Genomic DNA, 19,430 nt, shown 5'->3' with positions numbered 1-19,430 from the left:
CGGTCACTTTTTCGGGAAGATCCACAGCTGATCGGCAGGCAGCACCACGCGGTAGTTTTGCGCCGTGCGTGACTGGGTGCCGTAGACGCGCACCACATAGTCATCAACCGGCGTGCGGAAGAGATACTCCCAGCGGTCGCCAAGGTACATGCTGGTGAGCATCGGCAGATCCAGCGAGTTATCCTGCGGCGTCTCGGTTAGCCGCAGGCTCTCCACGCGGATCACCGCCGTCGCCTCCTGCCCTACGCTAACGCCCGGCCCGGCAACACCCCACAGCGCCCACTGCGCCCCTTCGATACGCGCCCGGCCGTTGGAGACTTCCGTCACCTTGCCATGCAGGCGGTTGTTGCTGCCCATAAACTCGGCGGTAAAGAGTGTTGAAGGCTTGCTGTACATCTCCTGCGGCGTGCCCTGCTGCTCAATTACCCCATTGTTGAGCAGCAAAATGCGGTCGGAAATCGCCATCGCCTCATTCTGATCGTGAGTCACCATCAGCGCCGACAGCCCGAGCTTGACGATCAACTCGCGCAGGAAGACACGCGCCTCTTCGCGCAGCTTGGCATCGAGGTTAGAGAGCGGTTCATCGAGCAGGATCACCGGCGGGTTATAGACCAGCGCGCGGCCAATGGCGACGCGCTGCTGCTGGCCGCCCGACAGCTGGTGAGGGTGGCGCTGGCCGAGCGCGCCAAGCCCGAGCTGATCGAGCACACTCTGCACCCGCTGGCTAATCTCATGAGTGGCGATTTTGCGCAGCTTCAGCGGGTAGGCGACATTCTCAAACACGGTTTTGTGCGGCCACAGTGCGTAGGACTGGAACACCAGCCCGAGGTTACGCTCCTCCGCCGGCACTTCGCTGCGCGGTGTGCCATCGTAAACCACATTTTTGCCAATGGTGATGCGCCCCTGGGTGGGCTTCTCCAGCCCGGCAACGGCGCGCAAAAGCGTGGTTTTCCCGCTGCCGGAGGGGCCAAGCAGCGAGACCACTTCGCCACGTTTGAGATCCATCGACACGCCCTTTAACACCGGGTTGTCGCCGTAGGTCAGGTGTAAGTTCTCTACCGTTAGCTCAATCATGTAATTTCACTCCAAAACGCAGGGCCACACCAAGACCGATGACCACCAGCAAAATATTGATAAACGAGAGGGCCGCGACAATATCGATAGCGCCTGCCGCCCACAGCGACACCAGCATCGAGCCGATGGTTTCCGTGCCGGGCGAGAGCAGATACACCCCGGTGGAGTATTCGCGCTCAAAGATCAAAAACATCAGCAGCCAGGAGCCGATCAGGCCATAGCGTGACAGCGGCACCGTCACATGGCGGGTCACCTGCCCCGGAGTCGCGCCGGTGCTGCGCGCCGCCTCTTCCAGCTCCGGGCCGACTTGCAGCAACGTCGAGGAGATAAGGCGCAGGCCATAAGCCATCCACACTACGGTGTAGGCCAGCCAGACGCTGAAGATGGTGTTGCGCAGCGAGCGCAGCCAGACAATCAGGTTGTCACGCAGCCACTCAGAGACCGGCAAGCCCGACAGCCAGCCGTTTTTCAGGGATTGATCGAGCCACATCGGTAAGAAGAGGAAGACCCACAAAAAAGCGAGACCGGCGAGCAGACCCGGCACCGCGCGCGGCACCAGCACGCTGTAGTCGAGGAAACGGGTGACGTTATCCTGCTTGCGGTGCATCGCGATGCCGACAAACAGATAGCAGATCACCGCCAGCGCGCCGCCGAAGACGCCAATCGCCATCGAGTTGACGATCGCCCGCAGCAAGTTCGGCTGCTGCCAGATATTGCGGAAGGTCTCCAGCGAGACGTTATCCCACAGCGGAACGCCAACCCCCCAGTGGGAGATAAAGGCGCGCAGCACCACGCCCAGCAGCGGCACACCAATCGTCACCGTCAGCCACGCCACCACCACCGCACCTGCCACCCAGCGCCATTTGCCCAGCGGCAGCGCGCGCGCCTGCGACGCTTTGCCTTTCATGGTGACAAAGCGGTTCGCGGTGCGCATTAAGCGGCGTTGCAGCATCACCAGCGGAATGGTGATGCAGATCAGCACCACCGCCACGGCGGCCATCAGGTGATAAGAGGGCGTGCCGAGCTTGTTGGTCAACTTATAGAGATAGGTCGCCAGCACCATGTTGCCTTCGGGATCGCCGAGCACCAGCATCAGGCCGAACACCTCCAGCCCGAGGAAAAAGAGCAGTACGCAGGCGTAAAGGATCGACGGACGTACCATCGGCAGGCTGACGGAGGTCATCACCTGTAAAGGCGAGGCACCCACCGTGCGCGCGGCCTCCTCGACATCTGAGCCAACGCTGCGCAGCGCCGACGAGATATAGAGATAGGCATGCGGCACGTGCGTCAGCCCGGCGATCACCACGATGCTGAACATCGAGTAGATGTTCCACGGCACAAACCCCAACAGCTGTTGCGCCCACTGCGACAAGAAGCCCACCGGCCCGGCAGAGACGACATAGCCAAAGCCAAGCACCATCGGCGAGACGAAAATGGGCACCAGGATCAGTGGCTCAATAAAGCGCCGTCCCGGCAGGTCAGTACGCACCATCAAGAAGGCGAGAATGCCGCCGAGCGGAATGGCAATAAACACCAGCCCAAAGGCGAGAATAAAGCCGGACTTTAAGGCGAGGTAAAAATCGGGGTCGGTGAAGATAAAGGCGAAGGATTCGAGGCTCAGCTCCTTACTGCGGGAGAAGAAAGGCGCTGAAAGAAAACTCTGTACGACGATAAATAATAACGGAACGTAGATCACCAGGGCGGTAATCAGGACCGTTACGCCGCGCGGTAACCCTTGCCATTTTCTGCGCACGATATTCATAGAAAATCCCTGTGGTCAGAAGATGAGAGTGAAAGGGTTGTGCGCGGACAGCGCCGCACACAACCGGCAACGCCTCTATTTCCCGGCGGCGGTGCGCCACTGTTTAATAAATTCGAGACGCTTTTTCGGCTCCAGATACTCAAGCAGCGACTCATCAACCGGGATCGGTTTCAGCGCATCGCCGAGTAGTTTGGTCATGCCGTCGATATCATTGCTGCCTTCAATATCGTTACGCAGGGAGGGGATATCCGCCTGGCTTGCGAGAATGCTCTGCCCTTTTTCCGACAGCACATAGTCAAACCACAACTTCGCCGCGTTACTGTGCTCCGCTTCGGCACTGATAAAGGAGACGCGCGACAGCACCAGCACGTAATCTTTCGGGTAGGAGACGCCTAAGGATTTATCGGCTTTCGCACGCGCTTCGGCATAGGATCCGAGGATGTTGTAGCCGACCAGGTTTTCACCGGAGGAGACGCGCTCCATCATGGTGCCGGTGGAGGATTGCACCGTCAGGCCGCCTTTAGCGATATCTGCAAGATAGGTGAAATACTCTTTGTCGTGCTTGCTGTCTTCAACGGCGAGCATAAAGCCGAGCCCCGATTTTTCGATATCGTAGGTGGTCACTTTGCTCTTGAACTTATCGGTCTGGCTGGCAATCAGTTTCGCCAGCGCAGTGTGGGAATCCGGGACATCGCCCTGCGGGATCAGGCGTTTGTTGTAGATAAAGACCACCGGCTCGTAGGTGGTGCCGTAGGCTTTGTTTTTCCAGACCGCCCATTTCGGCAGTTTGCTCTGTTCGGGGGAGGCGTACTCATCGGCGTACTCGGTTGCCAGCTTCAGCGCGGTGTCCATCGACGAACTCCAGACCACGTCGCCGCTGCCACCGCCGGAGGCCTGCTCGCTAAGATAACGGTTATACAGCTCGGTGCTGTTCATATCGTTATATTCAACTTTGATACCGGGATATTGCGCTTCAAACCCTTTGATCAGCGGGCCAGCGGCTTTGGTGTCGGTCGTTGAGTAGACCACCACTTTGCCCTCTTTGGTGCCGGCATCGACGATTTTCTGATAATCCGCCGGGTAGCCCGCAGGGACAGCTGCGAGAGCGGCAGAGGAAAAGAGCGCCGCTACTACGCCCGCCAGTACGCTTTTTTTCATCTCCATGAACAAACCCCTATTTATCATTTTGTAAACACAAATTTAACATATAGCGCCTTAGCCACCCGATGCAACGCGCCAGGGTCTTTTTTGCGGGTTTTGTGACATTGAAGGGATTTAAGCCAATTACGCCGTTATTTTACCGAGAGTTAGCGGCATTTTATTCAGAACGGCGTTTTGCTCAGGATGAAAAATGGCGGGGAAAAGAGGTAAGAGTTGTTTACGCTTTTTAACAAATTAATCGCCGAGGATAAGGGGGCGATCGTTCGGGTAGAGCGCTATGCGCTGCGGATTTTGGGGATCATATTTCAGCGCTACGCCGTTTCCAGGCGCGTATCGCATAAAACCATCCATATCTAAAGGCCTCTCAAGACTCGCCTGAACGTCAACGCCTTCGCGTGTTTTGAATGCGAAAGTCAGCTGATAAACCGGCATTTCGCCATCAATGAGATCGGTTTTGCGACGATGGATGATATCCGCATTCACGCCAATACCTGTTTTGCGCACCGCAGACTCCATTCTGAACTGCCGAATGCCGGGCATTATCATCGTCCAGGCTAAGCGCAGCATGCCCACCGCAACCAAAAAGAAAAAAAGGTAGGCCAGGTAGATCCATTCAAACGACATATTCTTTTCTCAACTTTTATCTCGAGGGATGTTAGCGTCTGTTAATCACCTAAAATCAGGGGCTTGTCATTATCATCCATCGCAATGCGCTTTGGGTTTTTAGGATCATATTTCAGCGTCGCGCCGTTGCCAGGGGCATAACGCATAACGCCTTCGGCATCGAGTGAACGCCGCAAAGTCGACTCAACTTCGACACCTTCAAGGGTTTTGAATTTGAACGTCAGCCTGTAAACGGGAATGTTAGCGTCAAATAACCCTGTCCGGCTGCGCGCGATGATATCAGCATTAACGGCAATACCCGTTTTCCAGACTTTTGCTTCAACAAGCATCTGTCGTATGTACGAGCCAAAAGAGGCATAAATATCTTTAAGCACCCATACCAGAAACAGAAAGCTGAAAAGAAAGATCAGGTATATCCATTTAAATTCCATAAAAACCTTCCTTTTAGACAGAACCTATTAAAGTCGTGCAATTCTGGCAAAACGAATGGATGTTAAGCATAAACGTTCTCAGCCCTAATCCAATCAAATTCGTTTTCTCACTAATCGTGGTTTGATCACGCAATAAACCCACCAACAGTGTTGAACAGCTAAACCGGTTTAGTTAATGTTTAGCGGTACTCATTATCGGGAGAAAATCATGTCAGCTCGAGTCTGGTGTCTGGGTGACGCCGTGGTGGATCTATTGCCGCAGGGCGAAGCCTGCCTGATGCAGTGCCCCGGCGGCGCGCCGGCCAACGTCGCGGTCGGCATTGCGCGCTTACAGGGGAATAGCGGTTTTATCGGTCGCGTTGGCGACGATCCCTTCGGCCACTTTATGCGCCAGACGCTGGCGAAAGAGCAGGTCGACACCGCTTTTATGCGTGCCGATGCGCAGCACCGCACTTCAACCGTGGTGGTGGCGCTCGATGAAGAGGGTGAGCGCTCCTTTACCTTTATGGTGCGTCCGAGCGCCGACCTGTTCCTGGCTGAAACGGATCTGCCGCCGTTTGCCCGCGGCGAATGGCTGCACTGCTGCTCGATTGCGCTGGCGGCTGAGCCTTCGCGCTCCACCACCTTCAGCGCCATGGAGCGGGTGCGCGGCGCGGGCGGGTTTGTCAGCTTCGACCCCAATATTCGCCACGATTTGTGGGCCGACAGCGCCCAGCTTCGCCACTGCATTGAGCGCGGGCTGGTGCTGGCAGATGTGGTGAAACTCTCGGAAGAGGAGCTGGCATTTATCGCCGACGCGCCTGCTGAGGAGGTGAGCCTGCCTGAGCTGGCAGCGCGGTATGGCATCACCCTGCTGCTGGTCACCCAGGGCAAAGCCGGGGTGAAAGCCTGCCTGAACGGCAAGTGCTACCACTACCCGACGCTGCCGGTGATAAGCGTGGACACCACCGGTGCGGGCGACGCCTTTGTCGCCGGTCTGCTGTGGGGGCTGGCGCAGCACGGCCTGCCCGATAGCGAACCGCAGTTAGCCGCGCGGCTGGCGAGCGCGCAGATCTGTGGCGCACTGGCAACCACCGCTAAAGGCGCCATGACCGCCCTGCCCTGGCGCCACCAGCTTGAGGAGCAACTCGCCTGACACCTGCGGGCTTACGTCTCGTTTTGCGAGCCGTCTCACATTCACTAAACCGGTTTAGCTAATTTCATTGCGTCCTGAAATTATGCGCGATTATGATTCGACACCTAAACCGGTTTAGCAAAAATAACTCTGTGATGATGGCTCTTCCTTAGGGATGCAAAATGATGAAAAAAAGCACGCTCGCCATAACCCTTGGTCTTATTCTCAGCGCGGGAGCGGCACAGGCCGCCGACCCGAGCATGAGCAGCATTGAAGCCCGTCTTGCCGCGCTGGAGCAGCGTTTACAGGCCGCCGAACAGCGCGCTAATGCCGCCGAAAGCCGCGCGCAGGCTGCGGAAAAACAGGCCCAGCAGTTAGCGGCCGCACAGCAAAAAACCGACACCACCACCACGCAGGTTGAGCAGCGCACCGCCAAACTGGAGCAGAAAGCCAGCGATGAAGGCGGCTTTGAGTTCCACGGCTATGCCCGCTCCGGCCTGCTGATGAGCGATTCGGCGAGCAAAACTCAGGGCGGCCCGACCGTGACGCCAGCCGGTGAGACCGGCGGCCATGTGGGTCGTCTGGGTAACGAACCGGATACCTATGTCGAGATGAACCTCGAACATAAACAGACCCTTGCCAATGGCGCGACCACCCGCTTTAAAGTGATGCTTGCCGACGGCCAGCGCACCTATAACGACTGGACCGCCTCCAGCAGCGATCTCAACCTGCGCCAGGCCTTTACGGAGATCGGCCATCTGCCGAGCTTTACCGGCGCGTTCAAAGACTCCACCGTCTGGGCGGGGAAACGCTTCGACCGCGATAACTTTGATATCCACTGGATCGACTCCGATGTGGTGTTCCTTGCCGGGACCGGCGCCGGGGTATACGACATGAAGTGGAGCGACGAGGCGCGCAGTAACCTCTCCCTCTATGGCCGCACCTTTGGCGATATCGAAAACAGCGAAAATACCGCACAGAACTACATCCTCTCCCTGAACAACTACTACGGCCCGGTGCAGCTGATGGTCAGCGGCATGCGCGCGAAGGATAATGACGACCGCCTCGATCTGGAAGGCAATAAAGTGAAGAGCGACGCGGCGGACAACGGTGTTCACGCCCTGCTCGGCCTGCACAACGACAGCTTCTACGGCCTGCGTGAAGGTTCAGCAAAAACCGCGCTGCTTTACGGTCACGGCCTCGGTGCGGAAGTGAAGGCCATCGGCTCCGACGGCGCGCTGCTGTCGCAGGCCGACACCTGGCGCCTGGCGAGCTACGGCATTACGCCGCTCGGCGGCGGCTGGCACATTGCCCCGGCGGTGCTGGCGCAGAGCAGTAAAGATCGTTACGTCAAAGGCGACAGCTACCAGTGGGCGACCGCCAACGTGCGCCTGATTCAGGGGCTGACGGAAAACTTTGAAATGCAGTATGAAGGGACGTATCAGTACATGGATCTGCGCCCGGAAGGGTACAACAGCCGCAATAACGTGAGCGGCAGCTTCTACAAACTGACCGTTGCGCCAACGCTGAAAGCGGGCGATGTCGGCGAGTTCCTGAAACGCCCGGAAATCCGCCTGTTTGCCACCTGGATGGACTGGGATCACCGGCTGGATAACTACGCCGGTGACGACGCCTTCGGCAGCGCTGGCTTCAAGGCCGGCGGCGAGTGGAACTTCGGCGTACAGATGGAAACCTGGTTCTGATAGCGCGGCCCCTGCGGGGGCCGTTTGCGTAGCTTGAAAGCCTAAAAACAAGACAGAGGTTGTTATGGATTTTGCACAAATTTCCCGCTCGCTGCTCCCCTTGCTCGGCGGCAAAGAGAATATCGCCAGCGCCGCGCACTGTGCGACGCGCCTGCGCCTGGTGCTGGTGGACGACGCGAAAGCAGACACCGCCGCGATAGGCAAAGTCGACGGTGTGAAAGGCTGTTTTCGTAACGCCGGGCAGTTACAAGTCATCTTCGGCACCGGGGTGGTGAACAAAGTCTACGCCGCGTTTATTACCGAGGCGGGGATCAGCGAGTCGAGCAAATCGGAAGCGGCGGATATCGCTGCGCGCAACCTGAACCCGTTCCAGCGCATCGCCCGTTTGCTGTCGAACATTTTCGTGCCGATCATTCCGGCGATTGTTGCTTCCGGCCTGCTGATGGGCCTGCTGGGGATGGTGAAAACCTACGGCTGGGTCAACCCGGATAACGCGCTCTATATCATGCTCGACATGTTCAGCTCGGCGGCGTTTATCATTCTGCCGATCCTGATTGGCTTTACCGCCGCGCGCGAGTTTGGCGGCAACCCCTATCTTGGCGCAACGCTTGGCGGCATCCTCACCCATCCGGCGCTGACCAACGCCTGGGGCGTGGCGGCGGGCTTCCACACCATGAACTTCTTCGGCATCGAAGTGGCGATGATTGGCTACCAGGGAACAGTCTTCCCGGTACTGCTGGCAGTGTGGTTTATGAGCATGCTGGAAAAACAGCTTCGCCGGGTGATCCCGGACGCGCTGGATCTGATTCTCACCCCGTTCCTGACGGTGATTATCTCCGGCTTTATCGCCATGCTGATTATCGGCCCGGCGGGTCGCGCGCTGGGCGACGGCATCTCGTTTGTGCTCAGCACGCTGATTGCCCACGCGGGCTGGCTGGCGGGTCTGCTGTTTGGTGGGCTCTACTCGGTGATTGTGATTACCGGCGTGCACCACAGCTTCCACGCCATTGAGGCCGGGCTGCTCGGCAACCCGTCGATTGGCGTTAACTTCCTGCTGCCGATCTGGGCGATGGCTAACTTTGCGCAGGGCGGTGCCTGCCTGGCGGTGTGGTTTAAAACCAAGGACGCAAAGATCAAAGCGATTACTCTGCCGTCCGCCTTCTCGGCGATGCTCGGCATTACCGAAGCGGCGATCTTTGGTATCAACCTGCGCTTTATGAAGCCGTTTATCGCCGGGTTAATTGGCGGTGCGGTCGGCGGCGCGTGGGTGGTGTCGATGCATGTCTATATGACGGCGGTGGGCCTCACCGGGCTGCCGGGTCTGGCGATTGTGCAGGCCAGCTCGCTGCTTAACTATATTATCGGTATGGCTATCGCCTTTAGCGTCGCCTTCATTCTCTCCTTCTTGCTGAAATACAAAACGGACGCGGAATAATGGCATCTGACTCTCTGCTGCCCGCCATTTTACAGGCGGTGATGAAAGGCCAGCCGAAAGCGCTGAGCGACCCCTTCTACCCGAACTGGCACCTGGCGCCGGTCACCGGGCTGCTCAACGATCCCAATGGATTTATCCAGCTGGGCGGGCGTTACCATCTTTTTTATCAATGGAACGCGCTGAGCTGCCAGCACAACCATAAATGCTGGGGGCACTGGAGCTCAGCGGATTTACTCCACTGGCAGCATGAGCCGATTGCGCTGATGCCGGACGAAGAGTATGACCGCAGCGGCTGCTACTCCGGTAGCGCCGTGGATAACGACGGCGTGCTGACGCTCTGCTACACCGGTAACGTCAAGTTTGACGACGGCACGCGCACCGCCTGGCAGTGTCTGGCGGTGCAGAACCGTGACGGCGGCTTCGATAAGCTCGGCCCGGCGATCCCGCTGCCAAACGGCTACACCGGACACGTGCGCGACCCGAAAGTGTGGCGACACGGCGACTTCTGGTACATGGTCCTCGGCGCGCAGGATCTCACCTTGCAGGGCAAAGTGCTGTTGCTGCGCTCGGAAAACTTGTGGAACTGGCAGAACCTCGGTGAGATCGCCGGCAGCGGCCTCAACGGCCTGGGCGACGCGGGCTATATGTGGGAGTGCCCGGATCTCTTCGCGCTCGGCGATAGTACCTATCTTATCTGCTGCCCGCAGGGGATCACGCGTGATGAGAAACGCTGGCTCAACACCCACGCGAGCGCTTATCTCAGCGGCGAGCTGGATTACGACAACGCGCAGTTCCGCCACGGCGAGTTTCACGAGCTTGACGCCGGGTTTGAGTTCTACGCGCCGCAAACCACGCAGAGCGAAGATGGCCGCCGTTTACTGGTTGGCTGGATGGGCGTGCCGGACGGGGAAGAGATGCGCCAGCCTACCGTCGCCAACGGCTGGATCCACCAGATGACCTGCCTGCGCCAATTAACCTCGCGCAACGGTAAGCTTTATCAACAGCCGGTTGTTGAGCTTCAGGCGTTACGCGGCGAAGAGCAAATCTTCAACGGTCAGGCCGACGCGCTATCGGCGCTGGATGCCGCGTCGCTGGAGCTGATTGTCGAGAGCGCAGGCGATCTCACGTTGAATTTCGCCGACACGCTGATCCTTGAGTGGAGCCAGAGTGAACTGCGCCTCGCGCGCAGAAGCTTTGAGAGCGGCGAGTGGCACTACCGCTACTGGCAAGGCGCGGCGCACAAGTTGCAGATCCTCTGCGACCACTCCAGCGTCGAGATCTTTATCAATGATGGCGAAGGGGTGATGAGCAGCCGCTACTTCCCGCAGCAGCCTGCGCGCTTAACGTTTGCGGGTGATGCAGAAGTGCGGGCGCGCTACTGGTCGTTACGTGCTTGCATGGTAGAATAAGCGCTTGTTTCCTTAAGCGATGCAAAACCGTGAGAAAACCTAAACGCGTTACCATCAGTGATATTGCCGCGCTGGCGGGGGTGTCAAAAGCCACCGCCAGCCTGGTGCTTAACGGCCGCGGCAAAGAGCTGCGCGTCGCCCAGGAGACGCGCGAGCGCGTGCAGGCGATTGCCCAGCAGCACCACTATCAGCCGAGTATTTACGCGCGCTTGCTGCGCGAAAACCGCAGCCATACGCTGGGGCTGGTGGTGCCAGAGATCATCAACTATGGTTTCGCCGTCTTCTCTCACGAACTGGAAAACCTCTGTCGCGAAGCGGGCCTGCAACTGCTTATCTCCTGCACCGATGAAAACGCCAGCCAGGAGACAGTGGTGGTCAATAACCTGGTGTCGCGCCAGGTCGATGGCCTGATTGTCGCCTCCAGCATGTTAAACGACGCCGACTACGTAAAACTGAGCGAGCAGCTGCCGGTGGTGTTGTTTGACCGCCATATCAGCGACACCCAGCTGCCGCTGGTGATCACCGATTCACTGACACCCACCGCCGAGCTGGTCGAGCGTCTGGCGCGCGCCAACCCGGACGAGATCTATTTTCTTGGCGGCCAGCCGCGCTTATCCCCGACCAAAGATCGTCTTGCAGGCTTTATGCAGGGGCTTGAGCGCGCAGGCGTCACCCCGCGCCCGGAGTGGATCATTCACGGCAACTATCACCCGAGCAGTGGTTATGAGATGTTCGCCGCCCTCTGCGCGCGCCTTGGCCGCCCGCCGAAAGCGCTGTTTACCGCCGCCTGCGGGCTGCTGGAAGGGGTGCTGCGCTATATGAGCCAGCATCACCTGCTGGAGAGCGATATCCATATCGCCAGCTTCGACGATCACTATCTCTATGATTCGCTCTCGCTGCCCATCGATACCGTCGAGCAGAATATCCCGCGCCTGGCGCAGGACTGCTTCGAGATCATCACGCAACTGGTGGACGGTAACGAGCCGACCACGCCGCAGCGCATTCTTCCCGCCACGCTGCGCTGGCGTCATCCTTAACGCATCCCTCTGGCGCGATATGACCGCGCCAGCCAGATAAGAATTTGCTTACCGAATAAACTCAGCGGGCGCACGTTGCGCTTGCTTCTTTCCCATTTGTATTTTAGGTTTTACTAAATTTAGAAAAATCTAAAATACAAATGCCACCATCGAATATTACCCAGTTACAGAACCAGGCAGAGCAGGCCGCTGCGCTGCTGAAAGCGATGAGCCACCCGCGCCGGTTGCTGATTTTGTGCATGCTCTGCGATGCACCCGGCACCCATGCGGGCGAACTCTCGGCGTTGACCGGCCTTAGCCCGTCGGCCACCTCGCAGCACCTGACGCGCATGAAAGATGAGGGGCTGATTGAGAGCGTGCGCCAGGCGCAGCGCATCACCTACTTCATCAAAGATCCCGCCGTGAACCATATCGTCAACACACTTAAGGGCATCTACTGCACGGAGGTCTGAATATGTCCTACACATCCATTTCCCCGCACGATGCGCGGATACAACAGCAGCAGGACGTGCCGTTGATTGATATTCGCCAGCCGGATGAGTTTCGTCGTGAACATCTGCCCGATGCCCTCTCCCTGCCGTTGGAGGATCTGCTGGCCGGTAAACGATTGAGCAGTGAAAAACCCGCGCAAACGGTGATTTTCCACTGCCAGTCCGGGATGCGTACCCAGAAAAACGTTGAGGCGTTAATGCAGGCCGCCGCGCCTGCGCAGGTGCTGTTGCTTGAGGGTGGGCTGGCGAACTGGAAGCGCGCAGGCTTGCCGACGGTGCAGGATAAAGCGCAGCCGCGCCCGCTGATGCAGCAGGTGCAGATCGTTGCGGGCAGCCTGGTGCTACTTGGCGTGGCGCTCGGCTATCTGCTCAATCCGGCCTTCTTTCTGCTCTCGGGCTTTGTCGGCGCAGGCTTATTGTTCGCCGGATTAAGCGGCTGGTGCGGCATGGCATTGCTGCTGGCGAAGATGCCGTGGAACCGATCCTGATGTGCGGCATTTCTCCTCCGGGTCAAATGAGTGATATATTTCCCGGCCTACACCCAAGGAGACGCCATGGCGGAATTTGATTCACTCGCGCAGGAAGAGCTGGCGCAGGCAGAGGCTTTGCAGCAACAGGCACGGGATCGTGCCCTGCTCAACCAGCTACTCGACATCTATGGTCAAAAGTATGTGGCGGAGCAGTTAAAGAAAGCGGGCAAATCGGAGTGGAGCCGCGAAGCGCTCAACCGCTGGGTTAACGGCAAAGGCGCGGCGAAAACCCTTACCGCCACCGAAGAGAAGCTGCTGCGTGAGCTGCTGCCCTCCCCGCCCGCGCACCATCCCCATTACCGTTTTCGCTTTATCGATCTCTTTGCCGGTATCGGCGGCATCCGCAGCGGCTTTGAAGCGATTGGCGGGCAGTGCGTCTTTACCAGCGAGTGGAACAAAAACGCGGTGCGCACCTATAAAGCCAACTGGTATAACGACAGCGCCACGCACACCTTTAATCAGGATATCCGCGAAGTGACGCTGAGCGGCAATCCCGCTATCTCTGAAGCGCAGGCTTACGCCCACATTGCGCAGCATATTCCCGAACATGACGTCTTATTAGCCGGTTTCCCCTGCCAGCCCTTTAGCCTTGCGGGCGTCAGCAAGAAGAATGCCCTCGGGCGGGCGCACGGCTTTGAGTGTGAAGCGCAGGGGACGCTCTTTTTCGACGTCGCGCGGATTATCAAAGCCCGCCGCCCGGCGATTTTCGTGCTGGAGAACGTCAAAAACCTCAAGAGTCACGACAAAGGCAAAACCTTCAGCGTAATCATGAATACGCTTGATGAGCTGGGTTACGACGTCGCCGACGCGGAAGCCTCGGGCAAGAACGATCCGAAGATTATCGACGGCAAACACTTTCTGCCGCAGCACCGCGAGCGCATTGTGCTGGTTGGTTTTCGCCGCGACCTCGATCTCGCCGACGGCTTTACGCTGCGCGATATTGACCGCCTCTATCCGCAGCAGCGCCCGACCTTTGGCGAACTGCTGGAGCCGACCGTCGACAGCAAATATGTGCTCTCGCCCAAGCTGTGGGATTACCTCTATCGCTATGCGAAGAAGCACGCCGCCAAAGGCAACGGTTTCGGCTTCGGGCTGGTCGACCCAACGAATGCGGGCAGCGTCGCACGCACCCTGTCGGCGCGCTATCACAAAGATGGTTCGGAAATTCTTATCGATCGCGGCTGGGATAAAGCGCTGGGCGAAGCGGACTTTACCCATGCTGAGAACCAGGCTCGCCGTCCGCGTCGCCTGACGCCGCGCGAGTGCGCCCGCCTGATGGGCTTTGAGAGAGTGGGCGAGAAGCCGTTTCGCATCCCGGTTTCCGACACCCAGGCGTACCGCCAGTTCGGCAATTCGGTGGTGGTGCCGGTCTTTGCCGCGGTGGCAAAACTGCTGGCACCGCGCATCGATCTGGCGGTAAAACGACGCAAAGAGAAGAGCAATCTGTGACGCAGAATACACTTCACTCGGCCTGAGTGAAGTGTTTGATAAGCGATCGTAAAGTTAAGGCAGGCCAGGTCGATAATTCTTGAGCAATCCCGACTCTCTTACGGACTATGGCCATGCTCAAAAACATACGTGTTATCACCGGCATTATTATCGCCCTTTCGGTATTTTGCCTTCTTCAACTGGTCACCGGGGGTCTTTTTTACTCGGCGGTCAATAACGACCGGGTGAATTTCCAGAACACCGGCGTGCTGAATGCGCAGCAAGAAAACCTTGGCGACAGCGTAAATACGCTGATCAAAACCCGCGTCACCGTCACCCGCGTGGCGATCCGCTTTCTGAAAAACCAGCGCGATCCGGCTTCCCTCGCCAGTATCGAAAAGCTGCTCAACACCGCAACCGATTCCCTACAGAAATCTGAAACCTATTTCAATAACTATAAAAGCACACCGCGCGTCGCCGGGCAGGATAGCGTACTGGCGGACGACGTCGCGCAAAAGATCACTAAGATGCACGATGTGTTGCAGCAGTCGATCGCCTTCCTGCGCGCCAACAATTATGAAGCCTATGGCAACCTGGATGCGCAGCAGGCGCAGGATGATATGGATGCCAGCTACGCCAAATGGCGTACCGAAAACAACACCTTCTTGCAGGCTGCCGCACAGCAAAACCAGCACAGCTTTACCAGCATGCAGTGGACGCTGGGGGTGATTCTGCTGGTGGTAATTGCGGTGATGGTAATGATCTGGCTCGGCCTGCAGCATCTGCTGCTGCGCCCGTTGCACAGCGTGATGAACCATATTCGCGCCATTGCCGGTGGCGATTTGACACAGTCCATTGCGGCGCAAGGACGTAATGAAATGAGCCAACTGGCGGGCGGTCTGCATGAGATGCAATCTTCGCTGGTGAAAACCGTCAGCGCGGTGCGCAACAGTTCAGATTCGATCTATACCGGCGCCAGCGAAATCTCAACCGGCAATAACGATCTCTCTTCACGCACCGAGCAGCAGGCGGCGTCGCTGGAAGAGACCGCTGCCAGCATGGAGCAGCTGACCGCAACGGTGAAACAGAACACCGATAACGCCCGCCAGGCGTCGCAGCTGGCAAAAACCGCGTCTGACACCGCTGCACGCGGCGGCCAGGTGGTGAGCAATGTGGTGCGCACGATGAGCGAGATCTCCGACAGTTCCCAGCAGATCGCCCATATTACCAGCGTGATTGACGGGATTGCCTTCCAGACCAATATCCTGGCGCTGAACGCCGCCGTGGAAGCGGCGCGCGCGGGCGAACAGGGCCGTGGCTTTGCTGTGGTCGCAGGCGAAGTGCGCACGCTGGCAAGCCGCAGCGCGCAGGCGGCAAAAGAGATCAAAACGCTGATTGAAAACTCCGTAAACCGCGTCAACTCCGGCACCACGCTGGTGGCGGAAGCGGGCGATACCATGAAAGAGATCGTCAATGCCGTTACCCGCGTGACGGATATTATGGGCGAGATCGCTTCGGCATCCGATGAGCAGAGTAAAGGTATTGAGCAGGTGAGCCTGGCCGTGTCGCAGATGGATAGCGTCACCCAGCAGAACGCCTCGCTGGTGCAGGAGTCCGCCGCTGCGTCCGCGGCACTTGAAGAGCAGGCCGAGCAGCTGCGTCAGGCCGTTGCCGTGTTTCGCGTCAACGGGCACAGCGCACTGCTTAACGCCAGACCAGGTAAACCGAGCGTCGCGCCGCTGCGCCCGGTGGCTACCGCCAGCACTGGCAGCGGTGACGGCAACTGGGAAACCTTCTGACAGACACCCGCGCGATGAAGCTGTCGCGCGGGTTACGCTGCCACCCACTGCGTGATCTCGTGGTGTAAGTGTTCGATATACCGCGTCAGTTTTGGAAGCGGTCGGCTGTCCTGGCGATAGACCAGGTTCACCGGCCGCGGCCTGGGCGTGAAGGGCTGCATGATGCGCACCAGCGTGCCGTTTGCCAGCTCCTCGCGTACCAGGATTTCAGGCTGCAACAGCAGCCCCGCTCCGGCAATAGCCGCCATTCGCAACCCCTGCCCGTCATTACAGCGCAGCACCGGATCGCGCTGCCAGCTCATCTCTCCCGCTTCGCCCGGCAGTTTCCACTCATTGCGCCGGTTCCACACTCCGTTCGACAGACAGCGATGATCGCGCAGCGCCTCGGGTGAGGATGGCTCGCCATAACGCGCTAGATAGGCAGGCGCGGCGCAGATCACCATCCGGTAGAGGCAGAGCGGTTTTACCACCACATCCTCACTGTTCACCGCGCCGATACGGATCGCCAGATCGAACCCCTCCTCCAGCAGATCAACGCTGCGATTACTCAAATCGAGATCGACCCGCACCTGCGGCCACGCCGTGAGAAAGGTGGCGGTGATGGGTGCGATAACGCAGCCGCCAAAAGTGGTTGAGGCGCTGACGCGCAGCGTACCGGCAGGTGCCGCGCGTAGCCGCTCGACCAAGGTTTCGGCAATATGCACCTGCTCCAGCACCCGCCGCGCCTCCTCATAGAAGACACGACCGGCATCCGTCAGGCTCTGGCGTCGGGTGTTGCGCGCCAGCAGGCGTGTCGCGAGGCTATTTTCGAGTTGAGCAATGTATTTCCCGACCATTACCGCCGAGATCTCCAGCCTGGCGGCGGCCTGAGTAAAGGACCCCGCCTCTGCCACGGCGATAAACACCGCCATACTGCGCAGCTTATCCATAGTGCAAACCATTAGTTAGGAATGAATAAACATTCAGAGCATTTATCTTATCAATGATTAGCGAAAAAATGACCACTCCGCACACCGAAGGAGAGTTGAAATGAAGATTATCGTAATCGGTGCTACCGGCACCCTTGGCCGCGCAGTGGTGACCGAGCTGGGTCAGGATAACGAGGTGATAAGCGTCGGGTTAACGCATGGCGATCTACAGGTCGATTTAACGCGTGATGAGAGTGTCGAGGCGCTGTTTGCGCAGACCGGACGCGTTGACGCGATTATCGCCACCACCGGCTCACTCTTTTTCGGCCCGCTAACGGCGATGCGCGCAGAGGATTTTGCTTCCGGCCTTAACGACAAACTACTGGGGCAGGTTCGGCTGTCGCTTATAGGTCAGCACTATCTCAATGATGGCGGCTCGATCACGTTGACCAGCGGCATTATCGGCAGTGAACCCATTGCGCAGGGGGTGAATGCTACCGCGGTCAATGCGGCACTGGAGGGGTTTGTGCGTGCCGCGGCGTGCGAGTTACCGCGCGGCTTACGCATTAACGTCGTCAGCCCGACGGTGCTCCGCGAATCCGTTGAAAAATATGGCGCCTTCTTCCCGGGGTTTGAAAGTGTGCCTGCCGCGCGCGCTGCACTGGCCTATCGACGCAGTGTTCACGGCGTGCAGACAGGCCGCACCTTTACCGTCGGGTATTAAGCGCGCTGGCTCTCGTCGCCCGCCGGTTTCAACAGGGTGGTGAACTGCGTCCACTGCTGCTGTAACGCGCCGATGTGGTTTTTCTCAAGCGCAGTGACAAACGGCAGCGAACCGCTGTTTTCCACCCGCTGATTCATCTGCGCAAACCAGCTGTTACTGTCGTCAGCGCTGGCGGTGATCGCCAGCATCGCCTTGCGGTCCGTCTGTGAGGAGTGGGTTCCGGCATCAAGCTGTTCGATCGCCTGCTGGCTCTGTTTCGCCTGAGCGGTGTCGCCCATGCCTTGCGCCAGCTCCGCCGACTGGGTCAGCGCCGCGCGGTTGGTCTGATCCGCCTGCTCGCCTTTTTTAGCCACAAACCCGGCGACGAAATCGCGCGCCTGCTGCTGGTAATCCGCCGAGACAAACTTATCCACCACATAATTGAGTTTCGCCTGGGTCATCGCCACGTCCATCCCGAGGGTGGTCTCATCACCGCTGCCTTGCGGCGAGGTCAACGCCTGGTGTAGCGCCGTAGCCATATCATCAGCATTGATGGTGGAGTGCTGGAAAAAGTCGATAAAGCTTACCGCGTCGTTGGCCGTGGCCGGGTCGCCATAGAAGGCGCTGGCAAGGCTCGGCCCGCGTGCATAAGAGGCCATATCGTTATTACGCACAACGGCCATCTCGCGGGCGACCTTTTCGCTCTGCTCTTTGGTGGGTTTTGGCTGGCTCTCTGCGCCGCGCGCCAGCGCTTCTGCAGAGATGGAGACAGAGATCGAACTCTCGGTGACAATCTCTTTGCCACCAAACGTTATCGTTTTTGACGCACGCACCTCATACTGCGACTGCGCTGCCGCAGAGGCACTGACTTCCTGAATGCTCATTTCGCTTCCTTAAAGTGATTGCTAACGTGATATTTATCGACGTCATCACCATTCTCTTTAAGGTTTTGGAGAAAAAATGTGCACTTGAACGGCGTGGGGCGGAGAACCGCCCCGGAAGGATCAGTCGCGGGACTGCACCCAGAAGGCGTGGATCAGGCCCGGGATGTAACCCAGCAGCGTGAGCAGAATGTTAAGAAGAAACGCCAGGCCTAAGCCTTTCCCGAGCAGCACGCCCAGCGGCGGAAGAAGAATCGTAATGACAATACGCCAAAAGCCCATAAAGCCTCCTGTGCAAAGTAAATTCCAGGTGATTGATAATTTACACAATCTGTTTAAGCGTAGCCGCTACATCCCACAGTGCCAATCAGCCATCAAGAGGTTTACCCTCTTTTACGCTGTACCACTCTCACTGTTCAGTCTATGTTTACTCTTACAACCTCGTTACAAAGGAGAGACGTATGTTTGCTGTAGGCGATATCGTTCAACCGCGCATTGGCGGCCCGAAACTCAAAGTGCTCGAAGTGCATGATGACCAGATTATTGCGGTGCCCACTCACGACGAACAGGCGGAAAAGCTGACGCTTAAAGCCAATGACGTCGAGCTGTACAAAGAAGAGGGCGACTTTGGTGTCTGCTGAGTTATTGCGGTGGGCTCGCCCGCCGCGTAACGGCATACATACCCACTTCTGACGCGTAAAACCCCAACCCCTCCAGACCGCATCATATGCTGCTAAAAACGCCTTACTAGCATAAAACATACTGCCTCAACGCTTTTCACTCTTCGCCAAAGCATAGCGCGCTACGCTGACCGCTACGCCCTGCCGTGAAATAATGTAACTTACTGAAAATAAATCACTTCCAACACCAACCCAACAATAATAGGGCAATGCGGAAGATTGCAGCAGATGCAGAGCACTTTATCCAGGCGGCGGTCAAA

General features: G+C 58.1%; 19 protein-coding genes. 11 read left to right on the top strand and 8 right to left on the bottom strand.

What is annotated here, in order from left to right; translation table 11 throughout:
- Positions 1–3: 3 nt before the first annotated feature.
- The 5 genes from IAE48_RS12440 to IAE48_RS12420 form a co-directional block, all read right to left on the bottom strand.
- Entirely contained in the window at positions 4–1,074 is a 1,071-nt protein-coding gene (locus tag IAE48_RS12440; protein ID WP_200134574.1) for an ABC transporter ATP-binding protein, read from the bottom strand.
- A complete protein-coding gene (locus IAE48_RS12435) occupies positions 1,067–2,836 on the bottom strand; it encodes an iron ABC transporter permease (protein WP_054803948.1) in 1,770 nt (589 codons plus the stop codon). The genes IAE48_RS12440 and IAE48_RS12435 overlap by 8 nt, the downstream gene beginning before the upstream one ends.
- Positions 2,837–2,911: 75 nt before the next feature.
- A complete protein-coding gene (locus IAE48_RS12430) occupies positions 2,912–4,000 on the bottom strand; it encodes an ABC transporter substrate-binding protein (protein WP_200134573.1) in 1,089 nt (362 codons plus the stop codon).
- 231 nt (positions 4,001–4,231) lie between these two features.
- Positions 4,232–4,621 carry a DUF3592 domain-containing protein gene (locus tag IAE48_RS12425; RefSeq protein ID WP_200134572.1) on the bottom strand — a complete coding sequence of 130 codons (390 nt, stop codon included), beginning with the start codon at positions 4,619–4,621 and terminating at the stop codon, positions 4,232–4,234.
- 41 nt (positions 4,622–4,662) lie between these two features.
- Entirely contained in the window at positions 4,663–5,052 is a 390-nt protein-coding gene (locus IAE48_RS12420; protein WP_200134571.1) for a DUF3592 domain-containing protein, read from the bottom strand.
- A gap of 208 nt (positions 5,053–5,260) precedes the next feature.
- On the opposite strand from IAE48_RS12420, the gene IAE48_RS12415 reads away from it, so the two are divergent.
- The 9 genes from IAE48_RS12415 (at position 5,261) to IAE48_RS12375 (ending at position 15,998) form a co-directional block, all read left to right on the top strand.
- On the top strand, positions 5,261–6,187 hold the full coding sequence (locus tag IAE48_RS12415; RefSeq protein ID WP_200134570.1) for an aminoimidazole riboside kinase: 927 nt from the start codon (positions 5,261–5,263) through the stop codon (positions 6,185–6,187).
- A gap of 164 nt (positions 6,188–6,351) precedes the next feature.
- Positions 6,352–7,869: a carbohydrate porin gene (locus IAE48_RS12410; protein WP_139965879.1), complete on the top strand. Its 1,518-nt coding sequence runs from the start codon at positions 6,352–6,354 to the stop codon at positions 7,867–7,869.
- Between the two features lie 64 nt (positions 7,870–7,933).
- Positions 7,934–9,304: a sucrose-specific PTS transporter subunit IIBC gene (locus tag IAE48_RS12405; RefSeq protein WP_200134569.1), complete on the top strand. Its 1,371-nt coding sequence runs from the start codon at positions 7,934–7,936 to the stop codon at positions 9,302–9,304.
- Positions 9,304–10,713, top strand: a complete 1,410-nt coding sequence (locus IAE48_RS12400) for a sucrose-6-phosphate hydrolase (RefSeq protein ID WP_200134568.1) — start codon at positions 9,304–9,306, stop codon at positions 10,711–10,713. The genes IAE48_RS12405 and IAE48_RS12400 overlap by 1 nt, the downstream gene beginning before the upstream one ends.
- Before the next feature lie 29 nt (positions 10,714–10,742).
- The gene (locus tag IAE48_RS12395) at positions 10,743–11,750 is read left to right on the top strand and encodes a LacI family DNA-binding transcriptional regulator (RefSeq protein ID WP_023480517.1); all 1,008 of its coding nucleotides are present in this window, start codon (positions 10,743–10,745) and stop codon (positions 11,748–11,750) included.
- 140 nt (positions 11,751–11,890) lie between these two features.
- Entirely contained in the window at positions 11,891–12,202 is a 312-nt protein-coding gene (locus tag IAE48_RS12390; protein WP_094421765.1) for a helix-turn-helix transcriptional regulator, read from the top strand.
- Between the two features lie 2 nt (positions 12,203–12,204).
- On the top strand, positions 12,205–12,729 hold the full coding sequence (locus IAE48_RS12385; protein ID WP_200134567.1) for a rhodanese family protein: 525 nt from the start codon (positions 12,205–12,207) through the stop codon (positions 12,727–12,729).
- Positions 12,730–12,795: 66 nt separating this feature from the next.
- Positions 12,796–14,220, top strand: a complete 1,425-nt coding sequence (locus tag IAE48_RS12380) for a DNA cytosine methyltransferase (RefSeq protein WP_233631569.1) — start codon at positions 12,796–12,798, stop codon at positions 14,218–14,220.
- 113 nt (positions 14,221–14,333) lie between these two features.
- Positions 14,334–15,998, top strand: a complete 1,665-nt coding sequence (locus IAE48_RS12375; protein ID WP_200134566.1) for a methyl-accepting chemotaxis protein — start codon at positions 14,334–14,336, stop codon at positions 15,996–15,998.
- Positions 15,999–16,030: 32 nt separating this feature from the next.
- On the opposite strand, the gene IAE48_RS12370 is transcribed toward IAE48_RS12375, so the two are convergent.
- The gene (locus IAE48_RS12370; RefSeq protein ID WP_200134565.1) at positions 16,031–16,927 is read right to left on the bottom strand and encodes a LysR family transcriptional regulator; all 897 of its coding nucleotides are present in this window, start codon (positions 16,925–16,927) and stop codon (positions 16,031–16,033) included.
- 100 nt (positions 16,928–17,027) lie between these two features.
- Here IAE48_RS12370 and IAE48_RS12365 point away from each other — a divergent pair, with 100 nt between their 5' ends.
- A complete protein-coding gene (locus IAE48_RS12365; protein WP_200134564.1) occupies positions 17,028–17,630 on the top strand; it encodes a short chain dehydrogenase in 603 nt (200 codons plus the stop codon).
- Here the strand turns inward: IAE48_RS12365 and IAE48_RS12360 are convergent.
- Both IAE48_RS12360 and IAE48_RS12355 read right to left on the bottom strand, forming a co-directional pair.
- Entirely contained in the window at positions 17,627–18,493 is an 867-nt protein-coding gene (locus IAE48_RS12360) for a hypothetical protein (RefSeq protein ID WP_200134563.1), read from the bottom strand. The genes IAE48_RS12365 and IAE48_RS12360 overlap by 4 nt on opposite strands.
- A 120-nt stretch (positions 18,494–18,613) precedes the next feature.
- The gene (locus IAE48_RS12355) at positions 18,614–18,772 is read right to left on the bottom strand and encodes a YqaE/Pmp3 family membrane protein (protein WP_023480545.1); all 159 of its coding nucleotides are present in this window, start codon (positions 18,770–18,772) and stop codon (positions 18,614–18,616) included.
- Between the two features lie 179 nt (positions 18,773–18,951).
- On the opposite strand from IAE48_RS12355, the gene IAE48_RS12350 reads away from it, so the two are divergent.
- Positions 18,952–19,131 (top strand): hypothetical protein, encoded by a 180-nt coding sequence (locus IAE48_RS12350; protein ID WP_200134562.1) that lies wholly within the window; start codon positions 18,952–18,954, stop codon positions 19,129–19,131.
- The last annotated feature ends 299 nt before the right edge of the window (positions 19,132–19,430 follow it).

The sequence above is a fragment of the Kosakonia sp. S57 genome (assembly GCF_016516575.1).
GTDB lineage: Bacteria > Pseudomonadota > Gammaproteobacteria > Enterobacterales > Enterobacteriaceae > Kosakonia > Kosakonia cowanii.
The sequence above is the reverse complement of the archived record's forward strand: the minus strand, read 5'-3'. Positions and strand labels throughout refer to the sequence as shown.

Coding starts and splice junctions, on each gene's coding strand:
- IAE48_RS12355 (WP_023480545.1), bottom strand. CDS start 18,772: ATGGGCTTTTGGCGTATTGTCATTACGATTCTTCTTCCGCCGCTGGGC.
- IAE48_RS12365 (WP_200134564.1), top strand. CDS start 17,028: ATGAAGATTATCGTAATCGGTGCTACCGGCACCCTTGGCCGCGCAGTG.
- IAE48_RS12430 (WP_200134573.1), bottom strand. CDS start 4,000: ATGGAGATGAAAAAAAGCGTACTGGCGGGCGTAGTAGCGGCGCTCTTT.
- IAE48_RS12435 (WP_054803948.1), bottom strand. CDS start 2,836: ATGAATATCGTGCGCAGAAAATGGCAAGGGTTACCGCGCGGCGTAACG.
- IAE48_RS12400 (WP_200134568.1), top strand. CDS start 9,304: ATGGCATCTGACTCTCTGCTGCCCGCCATTTTACAGGCGGTGATGAAA.
- IAE48_RS12405 (WP_200134569.1), top strand. CDS start 7,934: ATGGATTTTGCACAAATTTCCCGCTCGCTGCTCCCCTTGCTCGGCGGC.
- IAE48_RS12415 (WP_200134570.1), top strand. CDS start 5,261: ATGTCAGCTCGAGTCTGGTGTCTGGGTGACGCCGTGGTGGATCTATTG.
- IAE48_RS12440 (WP_200134574.1), bottom strand. CDS start 1,074: ATGATTGAGCTAACGGTAGAGAACTTACACCTGACCTACGGCGACAAC.
- IAE48_RS12425 (WP_200134572.1), bottom strand. CDS start 4,621: ATGTCGTTTGAATGGATCTACCTGGCCTACCTTTTTTTCTTTTTGGTT.
- IAE48_RS12370 (WP_200134565.1), bottom strand. CDS start 16,927: ATGGATAAGCTGCGCAGTATGGCGGTGTTTATCGCCGTGGCAGAGGCG.
- IAE48_RS12350 (WP_200134562.1), top strand. CDS start 18,952: ATGTTTGCTGTAGGCGATATCGTTCAACCGCGCATTGGCGGCCCGAAA.
- IAE48_RS12390 (WP_094421765.1), top strand. CDS start 11,891: ATGCCACCATCGAATATTACCCAGTTACAGAACCAGGCAGAGCAGGCC.
- IAE48_RS12360 (WP_200134563.1), bottom strand. CDS start 18,493: ATGAGCATTCAGGAAGTCAGTGCCTCTGCGGCAGCGCAGTCGCAGTAT.
- IAE48_RS12385 (WP_200134567.1), top strand. CDS start 12,205: ATGTCCTACACATCCATTTCCCCGCACGATGCGCGGATACAACAGCAG.
- IAE48_RS12375 (WP_200134566.1), top strand. CDS start 14,334: ATGCTCAAAAACATACGTGTTATCACCGGCATTATTATCGCCCTTTCG.
- IAE48_RS12410 (WP_139965879.1), top strand. CDS start 6,352: ATGAAAAAAAGCACGCTCGCCATAACCCTTGGTCTTATTCTCAGCGCG.
- IAE48_RS12380 (WP_233631569.1), top strand. CDS start 12,796: ATGGCGGAATTTGATTCACTCGCGCAGGAAGAGCTGGCGCAGGCAGAG.
- IAE48_RS12420 (WP_200134571.1), bottom strand. CDS start 5,052: ATGGAATTTAAATGGATATACCTGATCTTTCTTTTCAGCTTTCTGTTT.